This window comes from Pseudoalteromonas sp. GCY, assembly GCF_016695175.1.
Taxonomy (GTDB): Bacteria; Pseudomonadota; Gammaproteobacteria; order Enterobacterales; family Alteromonadaceae; genus Pseudoalteromonas.
The window spans coordinates 492,204-512,894 of the sequence record NZ_CP068023.1; the positions used below are offsets into that span (position 1 = coordinate 492,204).

Genomic DNA, 20,691 nt, shown 5'->3' on the forward strand with positions numbered 1-20,691 from the left:
ATATAGCAGCCGATGGCTGGTCTATTGCGTGTTTGAGTGAGGCTTTAGGACAGGCTTACAAAGCCGCTCTCAGCGGCGAAACCTTACCGCTACAAGAGGTGCATTACGTTGATTATGTAATGTGGCAACAGCAGCTGGAACAGGGGTCGCTATGGCAGCAGGAGCTCGACTATTGGCGTATGCAATTACAAGGTCTGCCCAAGGTTCATGAATTACCGCTGGATTGTAGCAGAGAAGCAAAAACCTCTTCGCGTGGCGCCTTAGTGATTGAGCCCATACCTGCAGCGCTGGTTAGTGCGCTTCGAGCGTATCAAACTCGTTCAGGGCAAACCTTATTTGTGTTACTGCAAACGCTGTTTTCATTGTGGTTAAGCCGCTTTTCTCAACAGCGCGATGTGGTTGTTGGTACGCCGGTATCAGGACGTCACCTTAAAGCATTTGAGAGTATGATTGGTAACTTTATCAATACCTTAGTGCTTAGGAGCGAATGGAGTGAAGACACCAGTTTTACCCAAGCGCTACAGCAAACTCAAGGCTTACTCAACGATGCGTTGCAACATCAACATATTCCCTTCGATGTGTTAGTGGATGAGCTAGACGTTGAACGCTCAAGCGCCCAACATCCGCTGCATCAAATCGTGTTTCGGGTAAATAATCAGGTAAATGAAAACCTTAGGCTAGAACAATTGGAAGTGACGCCCCGCCAAAGTAAAGTACGCGGTGCCAAATTAGATTTGGAAGTCGCAGTGATAGACGAGGGGGATGTACTCACCGTTGAATGGCTTTATGACAGCAATTTGTGGCAAGAAGCGAGTGTGGTTAATTTCCATCAGCAGTTTTGTTATGTGTTATCGCAGTGTCTTGCAGAGCCAAATATCCCGTTGTCAGCATTGTCATTGTGGCCCGCTGAGCAGCAGTTAGCACTATTAAAACAGCAGCAAAGTTTTGTGGTAGAAGTGACAGAGCAACAGCCGTGGGTGACTCAGTTTAGTCAGGCGGCTCTTCAGACACCACTACAGACTGCGGTGCGCATGGGGGAGTTCACTTGTAGTTATCTCACCTTAGAAAAATGCGCGAATCAACTTGCTAATAGCTTATTAGAAATGGCATTTGCCGAGCAAAGTCGCATTGCTATTTTACTGCCGTCTTCAAGTTACATGGTGGCTGCGGTGCTGGCAATATTAAAAGCGCGCCATACCTATGTGCCCATTCATCACGACACGCCAACCGATACCTTAGCCTATATCATGAATGATGCAGACATCGCATTGACGCTGGCGCTAAGTGAAGATGCCGAGCGTTTGATTGAAGCCGGTAGTGACTTTTTGTTGCTTGATGATTTGTTCGAAGCCGAGGGGAACTTTGCGTTTTACGATACCAGTTTGTTGGTAGATGAAGACGCAGCTGCATTTAATGAGGCCGAGCTTGCCTATGTTATTTATACCTCAGGTTCAACCGGGCAGCCAAAAGGGGTGCCCATTAGTCATGGCAACCTCAATAATTATCTGCGCTTTGCATGTCAGCGCTACCTGCCACAATCCGGCGATATAACCAAGGCAGTGCTCAGTACACCGCTGGCGTTTGATGCGACGGTGACCGCCTTAGTACCTATCTTAATGCGAGGCGGTGAGCTTGAGTTGCTCCCCACGGGCGCTGAATTGTTGCCCGCCTTACAAACGCAGATTTTTGCAGCTAAGGAAGCCAAGTTATTTAAATTAACACCGGCTCACCTACGCGCGGTATTCGCATTAAGTGACGCACAAACTCGCAGTGATATTGCCCACCGATTTGTGGTTGGCGGTGAAGGGCTGAGCACAGCCTTGGTTGATAAGCTGATGGATAAGCTACCTAATGCTCAGTGGATAAACGAATACGGCCCAACTGAGGCAACAGTAGGCTGTAGTATCTATGCTGTAAGCCGTGAGTCGCGCCACTTGTTAGCGGGCCATGAGGAAGTGCCTATTGGTCATGCTATCGATAATATGACACTTGCGGTAGTCGACGAGTTTGGCGAACTGGCTTTACCTAACATGCCCGGAGAGCTTTGGCTAGCGGGAGATGGCGTGTGTGAAGGCTATATTAATCTTGCGAGTGTGACGCAAACACGCTTTGTTGAGCAGGCAGTGCCTGTATCTGGCACTTCAAGGAGGCGTTGGTATCGCAGTGGCGACAAGGCAAAGTGGCAGGCGAATGCGCGCGGTGAGGCTGACTATCTTTGTTATTTAGGGCGGTTAGACGAGCAAGTAAAACTGCGAGGCTACCGTATTTCTCTTGTGGCAATCGCCCATCAAATCGACGCGTTGGCGCAGGTAAAAAGCTGTGCTGTGAGTGTTGATGAAGCACAAGAAAGCCTAGTGGCTCATGTGGTCTTAAATGATGAGGCTAAGCTCACGTTAGTGCAATTGCGCCAAGCTTTATCGCAGTCTTTAGCCAATTACATGTTACCTGCTGCGCTGGATATCGTTGCTGATATTCCACTGACCGCAAACGGAAAAGTAGACAAGTCAGCATTACAGTTTGCCTATCAGGCACTGGCGAAAAGCCAAGAGGTTACCGAGGTGATTGATGGCTCTACGCTCACGGACATACAGCGTTATTTACTTGAATTATATCGTGATCTACTGCCGAGCCCAGTACAGAGTATTAACGACAGCTTCTTTGACTTAGGTGGGCATTCGCTGCTCGCCATAAAAGTGATCAGCCGAGTGCGCAGTGAACAGCAGCGAAATATCACCTTGCCACAACTTTTTGATGCGCCAAGTATTGCAGCGTTTGCTGAAGTGATAACCGCAAGTTCGATGATTGCGCACAGCAATACCATTGAGCCGGTATCAAGGGCTCAAGCTTTACCTCTGTCTTTTGCTCAGCAGCGTTTGTGGTTAATCGACCAGTTACATGAGCAGAGTTTGCAATACCAAATGCCTGCGAGCTATTGGTGTGAGGGAGCGCTTGATATTGATGCCCTAACACAAGCATTAAGCGCGATTGTTGCGCGTCATGAGGTACTCCGTACGGTCATCGTCCCCGCAAGTGGTGATCATGGTGCAGTGCAGCAAGTTCGTGCTCAAGTTGCCTGTCCTGTGGAATTAGTGGATTTGTCTGGGCTGAATAACGCTGAGCAACAACTACGTTGGCAAACATTGCAGCAACAATCACTTAATAAGCCTTTTGATTTATGCCAAGACACTATGCTGCGCGTTATATGTGTACAGTTTAGTCGCAACCAATTTGGACTTTTATTTAACATGCATCACATTGCCAGCGATGGTTGGTCGATGGCGCTGCTTGCCAAAGAGTTCGTGGCGTTTTATCGGCACTTTAGTGAAGCGCCAGCGTATCCGTTGCCAGAGCAATATAGTAAACCGCTGGCGGTGCAGTATGCAGACTTTGCCTACTGGCAGCAGCAACAGCGAGATAGATATCAGGCGGATCTTGCCTATTGGCAAACTCAGTTGCAGCAGTGTCCAGTGGTTCATGAATTACCGCTGGACTTTGAGCGACCTCAAGTTCAGTCCCTTGAGGGAGAGTATATTCGTCATACATTTACGACGTCGCAAGTTGAGGCGATAAAAGCGCATTGCCAAGCACAAGGGGTGACCTTGTATATGTGGTTGCAAAGTGCTTTTTCGCTGTTGATGCTTCGTCTTAGCCAAACGCAGGATATTGTCATTGGCTCGCCCATTGCCGGACGTGAGGTGAAAGAGTTAGAGGGGTTACTGGGCTGCTTTGTAAATACCTTGGCTATTCGCGCTCGTAAAGTGGGCTCGCCGTCATTTAACGACTGGCTAAGTGAGCAAAAACAGGTGATCTTGGCGGCTTTTGCCCATCAGAGTTTACCCTTTGAACAACTTGTTGATGCCATTAATCCTCCGCGCAGCTTAGCGCATTCGCCCGTGTTACAAATACTCTTTGCACTACAAAATAACGAACAAAGTGACTTCGAGCTACCTCATCTTAAAATCGAGCAACAGCTTGATCTTAAGCCTGCAATGAAGTTCGACTTAGAAGTCAATGCACAAGAATCTGGCAGTGAGGTAGCAGTGCAGTGGAACTATGCCAAAGCCTTATTTAAACACACCAGCGTGCAGGCGATGGTCGATGCTTTTGTAACCTTAATTGATGCTGCGCTCATAAACCCTGAGCAAAGCGTGAATACCTTGCCATTAGTTGAGAGTAAAGCACTCAGCGAGTTAGGGCTTGCCAGGCAAGCGCAGCCGCCTTGGTTTATCAGCGATAAAATACAACATTTTGCTCAGCACCACGCGAACCATAATGCAGTGCGAGATATGGCTGGAAAACGATTAAGTTTTGGCGAATTGGAGTCCCAAAGTAATCAACTAGCGCGTTACTTGGTTGAACAAGGCGTAACAGCAAGGTCGCAGGTCGCAATAAGCTTAGCGCCAAGCTGTGAGCAAGTTGTGGCACTTTTGGCAATCTTAAAAGTCGGGGCCGTGTATGTGCCGCTTGACCCAAATGCACCGAGTCAGCGTCAGCAATATATATTGCGTGATAGTAAAGCGACTTGCCTTATCACCACCTCAACGCTACTTACAAACAGCGCAGATCTCAGCTGCCGTTTGGTGCTAATGGACACCGCACAGCATTGGCAGAACATGCCTGTAGAAGCGCTTGCGCCGTTAAGTGATATTGATGCGCCAGCTTATATAATTTATACCTCAGGCACCACAGGGCAACCCAAAGGCGTGGTGGTTAGTCACCGTAATTTGCACCTTTATCTTGAGCACGTTAGCCACAGTTATCTCCAAGGCGATATACAAGAGAGTGTTGTCAGCACACCTTTAGCGTTTGATGCGACAGTAACGAGCTTATGGGGCGCGCTGGTTAATGGTCTTGGCGTTGTACTATTAAGCGATGGCGGGCAGTTAATCACAGAGCTTAGTGCGTGTTTAGCGCGCGAAGAGGCGCTGCTGTTCAAGGTGACTCCAGCCCACTTGCAAGGCGTGCTGGCACGATTACAACCGAGCAATGCTGCGCACCAAATCGTGGTGGGGGGAGAAGCCCTATCTAGCAGCGTGGTTGCTCAAGTTGGGACTTTGATGCCACAGGCTCATTTTTATAACGAATATGGCCCAACAGAAGCAACGGTCGGGTGCTGTGTGTATCGCTGTAACGGCCAAGATGCGGTTTCGCTTGCACAGCAATCGCAGCGCTTTGTGCCAATCGGTAGCGCCATTCAAGGTACTCATTTGGTGGTACTGGATCAGCATCAACAGCCTGTGCCTATGGGCATGCCCGGTGAGCTATACATCGCAGGCGATAATGTGGCTCAGGCGTATTTTGGGTTACCTGAGCTCAGCGCCAGTAAATTTGTGTCTTTGTCTTTGAACAATGACTCACAGCGTTATTATCAGACGGGCGATCAAGTGCGCTGGCTGCTAGATGAACAGGGCTGCCCCAGCGTGCTACAGTTTATTGGTCGTCGAGACAACCAAGTTAAACTGCGTGGTTATCGCATCGAGCTTGAAGAAATTGCGGCACAACTTGAGCAACTAGATGCAGTGCAACAAGCGCATGTGTTACTCAACGAAAGTAAAGATAACTTACTGGCCTGTGTGGTGCTAACTACGCCATCGCACAGTGATACCATCTGTGAGCTTGAACAGACGCTACACACTCAGATATTAGCCTTGTTAGCAGAGGTCCTACCAAGTTATATGTTGCCTTACAAGCTGTATGCACTGACTGCTATGCCGCTCACCAATAATGGCAAAGTAGACGCAGGAGTGCTTGCACAACTAGTGCAATCGCAACAGACGCAAGCGCTTACAGTACCTTTAGCTCCTATGACTGAACTACAAACGCTACTAGCAGAAATTTTTGCTCAAGTGCTCAATACTCAAGTTCGAGATATTAACAGTAATTTCTTTGAGCTGGGGGGGCACTCTTTATCAGCGAGCCAAGCGGTTGCCTTAATTGAACAGGCGCTTGAGGTGCCCATTACCTTAAAAGTATTGTTCGAGCGGCCAAGCGTAAGTGCACTTGCAACTTGGTGTGAGATCCACAGTGCAGCTAAAGCGGCGGACGAAAACGGCCAGTCTGAGGAGATGTTTTTGTGATGAATGAACAGCAAAGACAAATAGAGGCATTGATTGCTGAAGCATTAGCAGCTGGCGTGACCTTGTATGAAAAAAACGGTGGCTTGGCATTTAAGCAAACCGCTGGATTTCCTCCACAGTTAAAACAGCAAGTGGTTGAATATAAATCAGAGATCATTGCCTATTTCCAACAGCAAAGCCGTGATGTGGCGAAGTCATCGTCGAAAATAGTCGCGCAGCCAAGCGCGGGTAAAACCTTACCGCTGAGCTTTGCACAAGAAGGGTTGTGGTTTATAGAGCAACTGCAAGGCAGCAAGCAGTATTACATGCCTGCCGAGTTTTTGTTACGTGGCGAGCTTAATATTCAAGCAATGCGCAGCGCCGTACAAGATGTGGTGCAGCGCCACGAAATACTGCGCGCTAGGTTTGTAAAAAATGAACAAGATGGCCAACCCCAGCTGCAAATAACGGATGACGTGAGTGCGCCGTTCGTGTGGCTTGATGCCAGTGTAGTACCTGAGGAAACAAGGCAAGCCTATATTACTTCACACCTTGAGGCCCATCAGAATAAGCCTTTTGACTTGGCTCATGATTGTTTGCTTCGCGTGCTGGTGGTGAGTGATGGCGATGAACATCACCTTGCATTTAATATGCATCATATTGTCTCTGATGGGGCGTCAATGGTGCTACTTGCACAAGAAATAGAAGCTGGCTATTGCAAACACATAGGCGCACCGTATTCGCCGCTGGCTGCTATTAATGTGCAATATAGCGATTTTAGTCAGTGGCAGCGAGCACAGCTAACGCCAGAGCGCATCGAAGCACCACTGGCACAATTAAAACAGCAATTTAGCGAATTAGCGCCGTTGCAGTCATTGCCTTGTGATTTTGTTCGTCCTGCGGTGCAGTCGTTAACGGGGAAGGTATATCGCCAAGCGCTTGATGCGTCGTTATTTGCGGCGATCTCGACACAGGCGAAGTCGCTCCAGCTGACACCCTTTATGTGGCTGCTCAATACCTTTATGTTGTTTATCGCAAGGCTTACGCAATCGCAGCAGGTGGTTGTAGGAACGCCAGAACTTGGCCGTCATCACCCCGAATTAACGCCATTAATCGGCTTGTTTGTTAATACCTTAGTGATGCATGCAAAGCTCGACAGTGATATGCCATTTAGCCAATGGTTGCAGCAACAAAAAGCCCTCAACCTAGCGGCGTTTGAATATCGCGATATTCCCTTTGATAAAGTGGTGGAAGCGGTTGGCGCTCCACGAGATTTAAGTCACCATCCGTTAGTGCAAATATTATTTACACTGGAAACCCGTGATGAGCGCGCTTTTACGCTTCCTGGGTTATCAGTTCAAGAAGTGCAAAAACCACAGGCGGATAGCATAGCGGTAAAATGCGACTTAGAGCTCAATGCGGTGATTGATGAGCAGACACTTTATTTACATTGGAAGTTTGATAGCCATCTTTACACAGAAGAGACCATCAAACATTGGGCGGATTGTTTCCATACGCTGCTTCAAGCTTGTGTCACAGCCCCTCATACCACTGTTGGTGAACTTGCCTTACTGAGCCAAAAGCAGCAGCAAGCTTTAATAACGGGCGCTCAATGCCAAGGGGCAATTTGGCCTAAGCAAGACACCATCACCAGTTTATTCACGCGCTACGCCGAGCACTTTGCCACACGCACTGCCGTGCAAGATAGCACTACTGTGCTGAGTTATCGTGACCTTAACGATCGAGTCAATGCGCTGGCGGTAATGCTGTTACAGAAGGGTGTTACGCCACGAACCATGCTGGTGGTGAGTGTATCACGCAGCATTGAGATGATAGTGACCCTGTTGGCAGTGCTTAGAGTGGGTGCTGCCTACGTGCCGGTAGATCCCGACTATCCTCAAGAACGCATTGAGTATATTTTGGGAGACGTGCAAAGCCCATTTCTGCTTTGTGACAACGCCACGCAGGTACTGTTTAGTCAGCTTTCATACCAGCTAATTAATGTGTCACAGGCAGAACATCAGGTCAGCCGCGAAGCCCTCAAGCAGCTAGATGCTATTCAGGTTGAGCCGCAAGACTTGGCTTATATGATCTATACCTCGGGCACCACAGGGCGACCAAAAGGCGTACAAATTGAGCACCGTCATGTGGTGCGGTTACTCCATGTTGAGCCCAGTTTATTCGATTTTAATGAGCAAGATGTTTGGACCTTATTTCATTCCTTCTGCTTTGATTTCTCTGTGTGGGAAATGTATGGCGCGTTACTCTTTGGCGCTCGTCTTGTGGTTGTGGATAAAGCGACTGCGCAAGACACTCAAGCTTTTGCTCAGTTGTTGGTTGATGCTCGTGTTACGGTCTTAAATCAAACACCAAGTGCGTTTTACGCGCTACAAACCACGCTGCTTGATGACAGTCACCTCGCGAGCCAATGTGCAGTGCGGTACGTGATTTTTGGTGGTGAAGCGTTGCAGCCAAGTAAGCTACAACCTTGGGCACAACACTTACCAAATTGCCAGTTAATCAATATGTATGGGATTACCGAAACCACGGTACATGTTACGTTTAAGGCGCTGGAGCCTGCGGATCTGACGCTTGGCACCAGTAATATAGGTCGTGCTATTCCGACTACCAGCTGCTATGTCCTTGATGACAAGCAAAGGCTCTTGCCGCAAGGCGCCGTGGGCGAGTTGTACGTAGGTGGCGAGGGGGTTTGTCGGGGATATTGGCAACGTGACGAATTAAACGCGACCCGCTTTATTCAAAACCCATTTAGTGAAGCGTCTGAGCAGCGGCTATATCGCTCAGGAGATCTCGTGCGCTTAATGGCCAGCGGAGAGCTGAGCTATGTTGGCCGAATTGACGACCAGGTAAAAGTTCGGGGTTATCGCATTGAATTAGGCGAAATTGAAAACCAGTTGCGCCATCATCCCGAAGTGGCTGAGGTCACTGTGCTGTTAAATCGGCAAGACTCAGAAAACGTCTGGATCTGCGCCTTTGTGGTGTTACACAAACAGGTCGAGTTCGACGACATCACTTTAGTCATGCAGCAGTTTTTAAAACAAAATTTACCCGACCATATGTTGCCTGCAAAAGTTCAAGCGGTGGCAGCTATGCCACTGACCAGCAATGGCAAAGTAGATAAAAAAGCACTATTGCAGCAACTTGATACAAGCGTTAACGAAAACACTTATGAAGCACCGATTGGCGAGCTTGAAACCCAACTTGCAAGCTATTTTGCTGAGATACTGCAGCGCGAATCAGTTGGTCGCTATGACGACTTTTTTAGACTCGGCGGGCATTCGCTACTTGCTGCAAAACTGGCAAACCATATTCGCAAGACGCTGCACATTGAGTTACCGCTGCAAGCGATTTTTACGCACCCTACGGTGCAAGGCTTAGCGGCTGCACTTGAAAAGCAAGACGCGCAGCTAAGCACAATTGCTGTGGTGGATAAAACCAATGGCGTGGTATTGTCTTTTGCTCAGCAGCGTTTGTGGACATTAGATCAAATGCAGCAGGGCAGCCAGCAATATCAAATTCAAGCGTTATTGGCTTTTTCAGGAGAGCTTGATCTGAGCGCATTCGAGCAAAGTTGGCAAAAGGTGCTGTCACGGCATCAGGTGTTGTATTCGGCTATCACCAACACTAATGATGGGCCTAAACAGTACCTTGTGGCTTTACCTGAGCATTTTGTTACGCTCATTGACGTCTCCACACAATCGCCGCTTTGGCAAAACTTGCTTTGGCAGCGCGCGATACGAGACGACCAAGCGCAGGGTTTTGATCTTAGTAAAGCGCTAATGATCCGTGCAACCCTAGTTCGATTTTCATCAGACTACCATCGCCTTATCGTCAATATGCACCATATTGCAAGTGATGCTCGCTCCATTGAAGTATTAATGCGAGAGCTTACGCAATTTTATTCCCATTATGCCCAAGGCTGTGAACTTGCCCATGACTTGATTGCGCCACCAGAGGTGCAATACGCGGATTATGCCCACTGGCATCGAGCACAATGCCAAGGCGCGCAGCAAAGTGCAGACATGGCATTTTGGTCAGCGTATCTTGACGATGCGCCGCCACTGCACCAATTACCGCTCGATACGCCGCGTGGGCAAGCTGTGAATATTAGCGCGCAAGCATTTAATGAGCAGCTAAGCGCAGAGACATGGCAACGGCTACAGCAGCATTGCCAGCGCTTGGCAATAACCCCGTTTATTTGGTTGCATAGCGCGTATGCGGTGGTGCTCGCTAAGTTTAGCCAAGTGGATGATATTGTGATTGGTGCGCCATTTTCAGGGCGGCATCACCCACAAGTGGAGCAGTTGATTGGCTTTTTCGTCAATGCCTTGCCTATTCGCGTGAAGTTCGATTGGCAGCAGGGTTTCAGCCAACTACTCGATATACAAAGAGAGCAGATTGAGCAAGTACATCAACATCAATCTCTTCCCTTTGAGAGGCTCATTGACCATCTTGGTGTTAGCCGAGAGCTGAGTCACCAAAGTGTTTTCCAGTTGAGTTTTGCGTTTAATCCCGAGCCACAGCACACACCAGAATTTGAGGGGCTCAGCACGGAAGTTTTAGCGTCGGAAAACGCGCGTGCCAAGTTTGATATCGAGCTCAGTGCAACAGTAAATGGGCAAGGGTTGAGACTGCACTGGCTATACAACAGTGGACTATTTGAAAGAGAAACTGTGGCTAGCATTGCAGAGTGTTTTAATGCCGTGATAGTGCAGTTACTCACACAGCCTGATTGCCCGCTTGCGGATATAAAACTTTGCAAGGAGCTGCCGCTAGAGAATCATGCGATTTCAGGCAAATCAGCGCCGGAACACTTTGAGCTGTCTGTGCTTGAGCAAATTGAGCGAAATCTGGCTGTGCCCACACAGGCCAAACAGATAGCGGTAATTGACACAAACTCAAATCAAACCTTGAGTTATGGTGAGCTTAATGAACGAGCGCGTGCATTGGCGGCGCTGTTATTGAGCGAGGGGCTGCAACCCGAGCAACCTGTGCTTGTCGCGATGCCAGGGAGTGCGGATCTCATTGTGGCGATGTTGGCTGTATTAAAAGCGGGTGGGTGCTATGTACCTGTGGACCCTCATTATCCTCAAGCTCGGGTCAACTATATTGCCAAAGACAGCAGCGCTACCTTGGTTTTAACAAAGTGTGCGTTTGCAGCTTGCTTTGAGGTAGCAAAGTTAGATGATAATCACCTTGAGGCTGAATATCGCTCCCCACATGTCATTTGTATTGATGACGCTAAAGTGCAAGCGCGCCTTGTGGCAATACCACTACCTCAGCAGTTTCCAAAAGTTAAAGCGGAGCAGCTGGCCTATGTGATTTATACCTCAGGCACGACAGGTAATCCTAAAGGCGTGATGATAGCCCACCAAGGGTTGGCGAATTTATGTGGTTGGCACCGACGCGCCTTTGCGGTGGATAATCATAGCGTAGCGAGTCAAACCGCCAACCCCGCCTTTGATGCGGCTACGTGGGAAATTTGGCCTTATTTGTGTGCTGGCGCGAGCTTAGTGTGTGTGACAAAAGCGGTGCTACAGTCACCGGCCGAATTAACAGCCTGCTTCAATACATACCAAGTCACGCATAGTTTTATTGCAACGCCAATCGCTCAAACGCTGCTCACTGAGACTTTGTTTAATCCACAAAGCTTGCGCTATTTATTGGTTGGCGGCGATAAACTCGGTGCGCTGCAAGCAAAAGAGTACGGATTTACCCTAGTCAATAACTATGGACCTACCGAAGCCTCGGTGGTCGCGACTTCAGGTGTGGTTGAGTTTGACGATAAGGTGCCTGATATCGGCTTGCCCGTCGACAATAGTCAGCTGTTTATTTTAGATCCACAACTGCGCGCTGTGCCACCGGGGATGATTGGGGAGTTATACGTAACAGGGGCAGGACTTGCCAGAGGATATTTACATCAACCACAGCTTAGTGCTGAGCGTTTTATTGAGCTACAAGTCTCTCCCTCGCATACGGTGCGAGCCTATAAAACGGGAGATTTGGTCCGCCTGCTTAGCAGCGGCCGTATCGCCTATATGGGTCGTAACGATGGACAAGTAAAACTGCGAGGTTATCGTATTGAGTTGGCGGAAATTGAACAGCAAATTGGGCTACTCTCGAGCGTACAAGAATGTGCGGTTCAGATAACCACAAGCGCGTCAGGGCAGCCACAGTTACAGGCATTTGTGGTGGCAACAACTGAGCCTCAAGTGCTTCAAGCCCAGCTAAAGGAAAGACTACCAAGTTATATGGTGCCAGAGCATTTTGTCATGCTCGCAAGGCTACCTTTGACACCACATGGCAAGGTTGACCATCGTGCCTTGGCAACACTTGGTAAAACTCAACAGACTATCACAGTAACCGAGCAGAGCGCGGTCATACCAAAGGCTAACAGCATCGTAGCGCAGTTACTGGCGATTTATCGTCAGGTATTAAATACGCCATCCATGACCGCTGAAGATGACTATTTTGCGTTGGGCGGCGACTCTATTTTGAGTATTCAAATCGCCAGTAAAGCCAAAGCGCTCAAGTTACCTGTCAGTGCGACCGACGTGTTTACCTACCCCAGTGTTTCGGCTCTTGCTGCAAGACTTGCCCAGCAGGATATTCACCTGCCGATGGGTAAAGAAAGGCTAAAACTTTCAGGCCCGCTCGATAAATTACCAATTCAGCATTGGTTTTTTGGCCAACAATTTGCTAAACCCAGTCATTGGGATCAGAGCGTGCTGGTGAGTGTAGGTAAATCCGTCACACCAGCGCAGCTCATGCAAATGATAGAGTACTTGATAGCCCAGCATGATGCGCTACGTTTGGTGGTTGCAGATGAAAATACCCTATTTGTACGTGATGGCATTGATATTCAAAAGGTATTTACGGCGCATACGCTTGAGCGTGACGCATGGCAAGCTGAGCTGAGCGAGTTCAGTGAACAAGTGCAGCAAGGTTTTGCGTTTACTGGCACGCCACTGTTTAAAGCGGTGCTATTTGTTACACCTGACAGTGAGGCCAATAATCGCTTGTTGTTTAGCGCCCATCACTTGCTGGTGGATGGCGTCTCTTGGCGTGTGTTACTTGAAGATGTGAGCCAGCTACTACAGCAGCAAATAAACAATGTGCCGCTGGAGCTTCCTGCCGCAAGCGCGAATTTGGCTGAACTTGCCGATTTTTATCGTGAACTTGCAACCAATGAGCGCGATTTGCGCAAATGGCAGAAGGTGGCGGCACAGGCTGAAAGCTCACATTTATTGAGTCTTAAAGATACAAGCGCGACCCCAACCATAGCCAAAGTTCGCCACACATTGTCAGCAACGCACACCCGTGCGCTACTGGGATCCGCCAACACCAGTTATGGTACGACGGCGCAAGCATTGCTGCTCAGTGCGCTTGCCTGGTGTGCGCAAAAGCGTGGTGCAGGCAGTGAAGTGATCATGCTAGAAGGGCATGGTCGCGAGTTACTGACGGAGGCTCTGGACAGCAGCCGAACCGTTGGCTGGTTAACGGCGCTCTATCCAATGCTGTTATTTAGTAATGGCAGCCGCTTGCATGATGTGATTTGCAGTATCAAGGCAGAGCTTGAAAGGAGCGCTAAAGTCGCCAGTAGTTATGGTGCAGCGCGGTATTTACACCCAGAGCCAAACGTTCGCTCATCGCTTGAGATTGATACCCGAGGCTTACTGTTTTTCAACTATTTAGGCCAGCTAGATACAGTCATTGAGCAACAAGGTTTGCTGGGAGATGCTCGTGAGTCGACTGGCACTTTGGTTGCAGAGTCAAACCTCAATTACTTTGGAGCACAGCTAACAGCGGCGGTTGTCGATGGTCAATTGGCGTTAACGTTAGAGTTTGACAGCCAGCGCTTAGCACCTGAAGAAGCAGAGCGGTTAAGTAAAGAGATACTCGAAAGTCTAATTCAGGTCATCGAACACTGCCAATCCCAACCTCAACGTCATTATACTGTCAGCGACTTCACGCTTCTCAGCGGTATTTCTGAACGGCAGTTACAGCGCATACTTGGACAGGTTGAAGGGAAAGTTGAGGATATTTACCCCCTTACAGGCTTACAGCAAGGCATGTGGTTTCACAGTCAAACGGTACATAAGGCGCACGCTCAAAACACGCAACCTTATGTCGAGCAAACCAGCTTATTGCTGCAAGGAAGTATAGATATTGAAGCGCTGAGTTACGCTTGGCAGCAATTGATTAAGCAGCACAGCATATTACGCTCGGCTTTTATAGACGTTGCTGGCGAGCCGCTGCAGGTGGTCTGTAAACATGCCGATGTACTACTGACGCTGCTCCAGAGTGATGCCATCGCAGAAGAACAATCGCACATGGTGAAATTACAGGCCGAAGTAGAGCTTGCCGAGCCGCTTAGGCTTTCACTGGCGCCTTGTATGCGGTTGTGTTTAATCGCTTTTGAAGATGGCAATGTTGGGGTGGTTTGGACCTATCACCATCTCATCATGGATGGCTGGTCGCTGCCAGTGTTATTTGCTGAATTATTGGCATTTTATCAAGCCCGTTGCCAAGGTGAGTTACGGCCCATTGTGGTAGATAATTTTCGCGATCATATCGAATATTTGCATACGCATGTTGACCGCGACGAAGCGTTTTGGCGGGAGTCTTTGGGTGGAGTTACCGCGCCCACATTACTCAGCGAAAAGGTACTACATACTGAAAATAAAGCGGCTGGTGTTAAAGAACTTAGTGTGACGTTACCGCAATCACTGCAAGATGCCGTGACTCGCTTTACAAGCGAGCAAGGACTTACCGTCAATCAGTTTATCCAAGGGCTCTGGGCGTATTGGGTGGCAAGTTGCTGCAATGAACCGTATGCCTTATTTGGTCAAACCATCGCGGGTAGACCTACAGATCTTAGTAGAATGGCGCAGCGCGTTGGCTTGTATATCAATACTCAAGCGGTCCATGTCACGATAGATCAAAATGTGCGAGTGAGAGACTACCTGCAAGCGGTGAAGTCGCAGCTTACGGCATTGGCGCAGCACCCGCATACACCACTGACACAAGTTCATCAGTGGTCCGGTATTGAGAATGAAAGGTCACTGTTTGACTGTTTGTATGTTTTTGAAAATTATCCGCAAGATCCGTTGCAAAATAGTGCAGCGTTGCCATTTATCGCAACAACCTTAAGCGAAGTTGACGAAACGCACTATCCATTGACCTTTGTGGTAGGCGTAGGGGCGGGTTTATCGCTCACGCTGAGCTATCAGCAGCAATGCTTTGATGAAGTGTTTGTCGAGCAAAGCCTAGCGGCGATGCAACAGCTGATGTTAGCTGCGACACAACAGCCTGAGCAAACACTCGGAAAATTGTCTTGGCAGCCTCAACACGCGTCGTACAGCAAGGCATTGCCACTCCCTACTTTTGCACTGACGCAAGCGGCGCAATATAAAACGCCAAATTTACCTATTCAGCAATTATTTACACAAGTTGCAGCTGAGTTTCCTGAGCATATTGCTATTCGTGAATATAGTACCGCCTCTGGGGAGGCACGCTGTTATCACTATTCACAGCTGGATAAAGACGCCAATCAGCTCGCGCATTACCTCGCTTCACGACTAGAGCCGAGTACAGCCCCCGTAATTATTGCTCTGTGTTTAGAGGCGAATTACCAGCTTATTGTGGCTATGCTTGCGGTGCTCAAATTGGGCGCGGCTTATCTACCAATTGCACCATCACTACCCGAGTCTCGACGTCGTTTGCTGTTGCAAAATGCCAATGCAGCCATGCTGGTTACTAAAACAGAATATTGGCAGGGTAGCTCACAGCAGGTGGTGCCTCAAGTCGATTTAGATAGTATTAAGGGCGCTTTGGCCGAGCAGCCTAGTCGTTGCTTTACTGCGCCATGCCAGATCGACGACCTCTGTTATGTGATTTATACCTCGGGCACCACGGGCATGCCAAAAGGGGTGATGGTGGAGCATGTCAGTGTCGTTAATTATGTGCAGGCATTAGCCTCGCAATATGCTATTACGCCAAGCGACAATTACCTGCAATTTGCTAGCATGAGCTTTGATGTGTTTGCTGAAGAAGTCTTTTGTACTTTACTTCGTGGCGCAACCTTGGTGATGGCGCCGACGGACGACATGCTAGATCCCAATAAACTGGCGCAATTAAGCCAAGATGCCGAGCTGACACTGATGAGTTTGCCAACGGCGTATTGGCATCAACTTGCAGCGACTTCAGTCACCTTGCCAAGCTCGCTGAGGATCATCACCATAGGTGGCGAGCAAATGCAGATAGCCGCGCTCACCGATTGGCAGCAGCGCTATGGCAGTCGTATTCGAATTATTAACGCCTATGGCCCGACTGAAGCAACCATTTCTGCAACCCTTAATGATGTTACGCACTTCAGCGGTGCACGCGTGCCAATCGGTCAGCCTGTCGCGGGTTTGTCTTTATATTTACTTGATGAACAGCTTCGAGCGGTGGCCACCGGTGTGGAAGGCGATTTATACATTGCGGGTATTGGCCTTGCCAGAGGTTACCTCAATGACGAAGAAAAGACGCAGCAGGCCTTTATCATTGAGCCCAGTAGCGGCCAGCGACTTTATAAAACCGGCGATCGCGCTTGCTGCTTAGCCTCAAATGAATTGCTGTATGTAGGCCGTGATGATGACCAAGTTAAAGTGCGCGGTTACCGCATCGAATTGGGTGAGATTGAGCGGCAACTTCAGCTGCTAGACGAAGTTGCTGCGTGTGCTGTGGTGGTGCGTGAAGATAGCAGTAACAACGCGCAATTGGTGGCATTTGTGCAGCCAACGCAGCATACGGAAGTGAATGATGCTGCTCTGCGAGCGCAATTACGCGCAGGACTACCCACTTACATGGTCCCCGAGTTGTTTCAATCAGTTAGCCAACTTCCGCTGACAACGAACGGCAAAGTCGATCGCAAACAGCTCATTGCGCTGGCCGGCTCATACACTCCGCCTCAATCCCAGCGGCAAGAGGCTAAGCAGGAAAGGTTCACACCACTACAAACTCAATTAGCGCAGCAGTTTGCCCGTCGTTTGCAGTTGGATGGAGTGTGCCTTGACGATAACTTCTTTAATTTAGGTGGTCATTCGCTATTAGCGATGCGTTTAGTGGGTGATATTAATCAGCACCTACAGCTCAATTTGCCGCTGTCGGCACTTTTTGAGCATCCGACTGTGCGTGGGCTCGGTCAGTATGTTCAAGCATTGAGAGATGGTCTTGGCGAACGCGATGGCGAACCTCAATCGCTTGAAACCTTAGTGTGTTTGCAAGAGGGCGAGCTTGGTTTTACACCTGTGGTATTGATTGCGGGAGCGGGAGGTTGGCTAATGGCATTTCATGCTTTAGTGAATGGGCTTGATCGCCGTATACCCGTTTATGGCTTGCAGCCAGAGGCGCTTGCCGAGGAACCTGAGACGCTAACCTCAATTGGGCGCACCGCAGAGTATTATTTGAGTGTATTAGCAGACGCTGAACTTGGTGAACAAGTGCATTTGGTTGGACATTCTTTTGGTAGCTTTATTGCCTATCAACTTGCCACTTTACTTGAGCAACAAGGTCGAATTGGCTGTTCGGTAACTGTGATTGATACGCCTGTACCGAGCAGCCCAGCGCTTAATCTGGATGAAGCGCAAATCGCACAAATGATGCTGGATAATCTGGTGGCGTTTTTTCGCCTTAGTATCTCTTGTGCTGAAATCAGTGCCTATAAGCAAGGTGATGCTTCAGCACGCATTGCCTATCTCAATCGTTGGATACACCAAGCTGGATTTAATTTTAGTGATGCGCATCTACGCCACTTTCAACAAGTTTTTAGTGCCCAACTGCGAGCAAATATTGAGATGCCGTCTATGCTTAGCGACACCCCTATCTGCGTTGTAAAAACGCAGCAAACGCAAGAATTTGAAGACCGTCCTGTGAATAAAGACATGGGATGGCAACCATTTAGTCACTCTCTCTCTTGTTATGAAGTCAAAGGAGATCATTTGTCCTGCCTGCAAGCCGAGCAAGTAGGGCAGTTGGTTAACATAATTGAGCGCAACTATGTGTTGCACTAGCAAAAGTACTTACTTTTAAGGATGGGAAAACAATGGATCACGCACTTTCTTTGGAATTGGATCCGACAACGATTGCAGCAGACTCTCGGATACATGACTTATCTGAGGTTAAACAAAGCGGCATGGCATGGGTGAAAAACCACGTTCAAGAGGTGAATAACTGGGTTGAGCGAGATGGTTTTGCATTGCTGCGTGGCTTAAATATTGTAAGCACGAATCAGTTTAGCGCCATACTTGAGACCTTGTTTGGTGAGCGTTTAAGCCAGTATGTTTATCGCTCTTCGCCACGAACGGCATTGAACAACAATATTTACACCACCACGGAATATCATGCCGATCAAGTGATCCTACAGCATAACGAAAATGCTTACTCCAATGTTTGGCCGATGCGAATGGGCTTTTTTTGTGTGATCCCAGCAACCACCGGTGGGTGCACACCACTTGCCGACAGTCGTGAAGTATATCGTCGTATTCCCAGTGAATTAAGAGACAAGTTTGAGCGTTTAGGTGTGCAGTACGTGCGTAACTACGGTGATATCGACCTACCTTGGCAAGAGGTTTTTCAGACTGAGAGTAAAGCCGAGGTTGAGGAATATTGCCGACAAAATGAAATCGAATTTACTTGGCTTGATGATAAAAGGCTACAAACCAAGCAATGGCGTCCGGCGGTCATGCGTCATCCAAAAAGTGGCGAAAAGGTATGGTTCAATCAAGCTCACTTGTTCCACTGCTCGAGCTTAGATAATCAACTCAGTGCACAAATGCGTGACAGTATCGGCAGCGAATTTTTACCTCGCAACGCCTTTTTTGGTGATGGTAGTGAAATAAGTGATCAAGACATCAAGCTTATCAATCAGGTTTATCAAGACCTCACTTTCGCCTACCCGTGGCAAAGAAACGATATTTTGCTGCTGGATAATATGCTGTTTACTCATGGCAGAGAGGCCTATACAGGCACTCGTAAAGTACTAGTTGGCATGGCAAATATCGCGTCAGCATAACTAGTTGATACTCATTCCGATGAAAGTCGGGCAACAACATTTGTTAGTGGTTACGTGGTTGGCAATGTAAGGAATGAAAAAATGAAATGGCTAATACAACTACGGCTAAGGATGATGATGTTATTTTGCATCACCTTAGCATTGGCTTCTTGTTTGCAGAAAAAGAGCGTCGCTGATAATCACACGATTATGCCTAATCAATTAGAAATGATAGAGGCGGTGGTGAAGGAATATTGCGATGCCAACCTATTCTTTGGCACGGTTTATATCACCTCGGTTGATAAGGTGGTGTACCAGTCCAACTGCGGACCACAGAACATGCAATATGATGTTGATAACAGCGTTAAGTCCAAGTATCGCATTGGCTCCAATACCAAAGCGTTTTCGGCCGCTATTTTAATGAAGATGTTAGATGGTAAGGACTTGCGACAGGAAACCATCGGCGATCACTTGCCTTGGTATCCAGATAACCAATGTGCAGATGTTTCGCTGCATCACTTGCTTACCATGTCGTCAGGGATCAATAACTACAGCGACAACGAAGCCGTGTACGATAACTACGGTTGGCGGCCTTATTTATATAATTCGAGTCTAGATCTTAATGGTCCGGAAGATTTTAGTAATCGTTTTTGTACTTGTGGTGCCGAAGCGGGGCAAAGTGGCACACCGTCATTTACGCCCGGCAGCAAGTATGAATACAGCAACTGTAACTATTATCTTATCGGTAATATCATCGAGCAGTTAGCGGCTGGCAAACAAGGCAATATTGGTCGTGAGCATTGGTTTGCCAATATCGTTCAAGAGCAAATTCTAAACCCGCTTAGCATGACGGACAGCGGCTCTTACAGTGCGATTGGTGTCTATTCAAATATGACCACAGGTTATATCTATAATCAAAACCAATACTTATCGCTTGCTAATGGCCGTCCTCCTGCCACTGGAGGCCCCGCGCCTTACGAAGATATTTTAGTGAATCCATATAGCAACCCTTTGGTGCTGTATTCAGCTGGAGATTTGTATTCCACAGTGGAAGACATGCATAAGTGGGATCAAGGCTTGTATGGCACTCAAATCTTAAACGATACCCAGAAGCTAGCGGCCTTTGCTCCCTACTCCAACACCGGTAGCAGCGACGAGTGTGAATACTATGGCTATGGCTGGTTTGTGACTTATGTCGACCCAAACCAGTACGGCAAAGTGGCAAATTGCCCCGAAAACCCAGCCGATGCAAATCTCAGAATGTATGAAAAATTCTTACAGTACTCTGGTAGTTACCCCTATTCATGGGTGACCAGTTTTACTCGTTTACTGGAACGAAACCAAAGCATCATGGTGTTTAGCAACTATGTGAAAGAGGGGATTGAGTCAGATTGTATCGCCAAGGAGATCCGCAACATTATCTTCTATAGTGATAAACACCGTACCGAGCAATGCCAGCAAGATTTGAATCAGGCATAACGCGGTAAGGAAAAACACCGAGCTTTCGCGCTCGGTTAAACAAATTAATAGAACGCCTGCAGTAGGTGGCAACGTTTCGCTCAGTTGTATTTGTGACAC

4 protein-coding genes (1 of these 4 cut by a window edge) are annotated in these 20,691 nt (G+C 48.2%); all 4 read left to right on the forward strand.

Annotated features, from left to right (window positions below; genetic code table 11):
• Positions 1-6,077, forward strand: partial view of a non-ribosomal peptide synthetase gene (locus tag JJQ94_RS07390; protein ID WP_099028979.1) — the 3' portion only. It extends 3,745 nt beyond the left edge of the window; 6,077 of the gene's 9,822 nt are visible here — the last part of the coding sequence; the start codon falls outside the window, past its left edge; the stop codon is at positions 6,075-6,077.
• A complete protein-coding gene (locus JJQ94_RS07395; RefSeq protein WP_099028980.1) occupies positions 6,077-18,133 on the forward strand; it encodes a non-ribosomal peptide synthetase in 12,057 nt (4,018 codons plus the stop codon). Before JJQ94_RS07390 ends, JJQ94_RS07395 begins: the two co-directional genes overlap by 1 nt.
• Before the next feature lie 32 nt (positions 18,134-18,165).
• The gene (locus JJQ94_RS07400) at positions 18,166-19,134 is read left to right on the forward strand and encodes a TauD/TfdA family dioxygenase (RefSeq protein ID WP_099028981.1); all 969 of its coding nucleotides are present in this window, start codon (positions 18,166-18,168) and stop codon (positions 19,132-19,134) included.
• 81 nt (positions 19,135-19,215) lie between these two features.
• A complete protein-coding gene (locus JJQ94_RS07405; protein ID WP_099028982.1) occupies positions 19,216-20,592 on the forward strand; it encodes a serine hydrolase domain-containing protein in 1,377 nt (458 codons plus the stop codon).
• Positions 20,593-20,691 lie beyond the last annotated feature (99 nt).

Bases quoted from the DNA above. Each gene is read 5' to 3' on its own strand.
- JJQ94_RS07395 (WP_099028980.1), top strand. From the start codon at position 6,077: ATGAATGAACAGCAAAGACAAATAGAGGCATTGATTGCTGAAGCATTA.
- JJQ94_RS07400 (WP_099028981.1), top strand. From the start codon at position 18,166: ATGGATCACGCACTTTCTTTGGAATTGGATCCGACAACGATTGCAGCA.
- JJQ94_RS07405 (WP_099028982.1), top strand. From the start codon at position 19,216: ATGAAATGGCTAATACAACTACGGCTAAGGATGATGATGTTATTTTGC.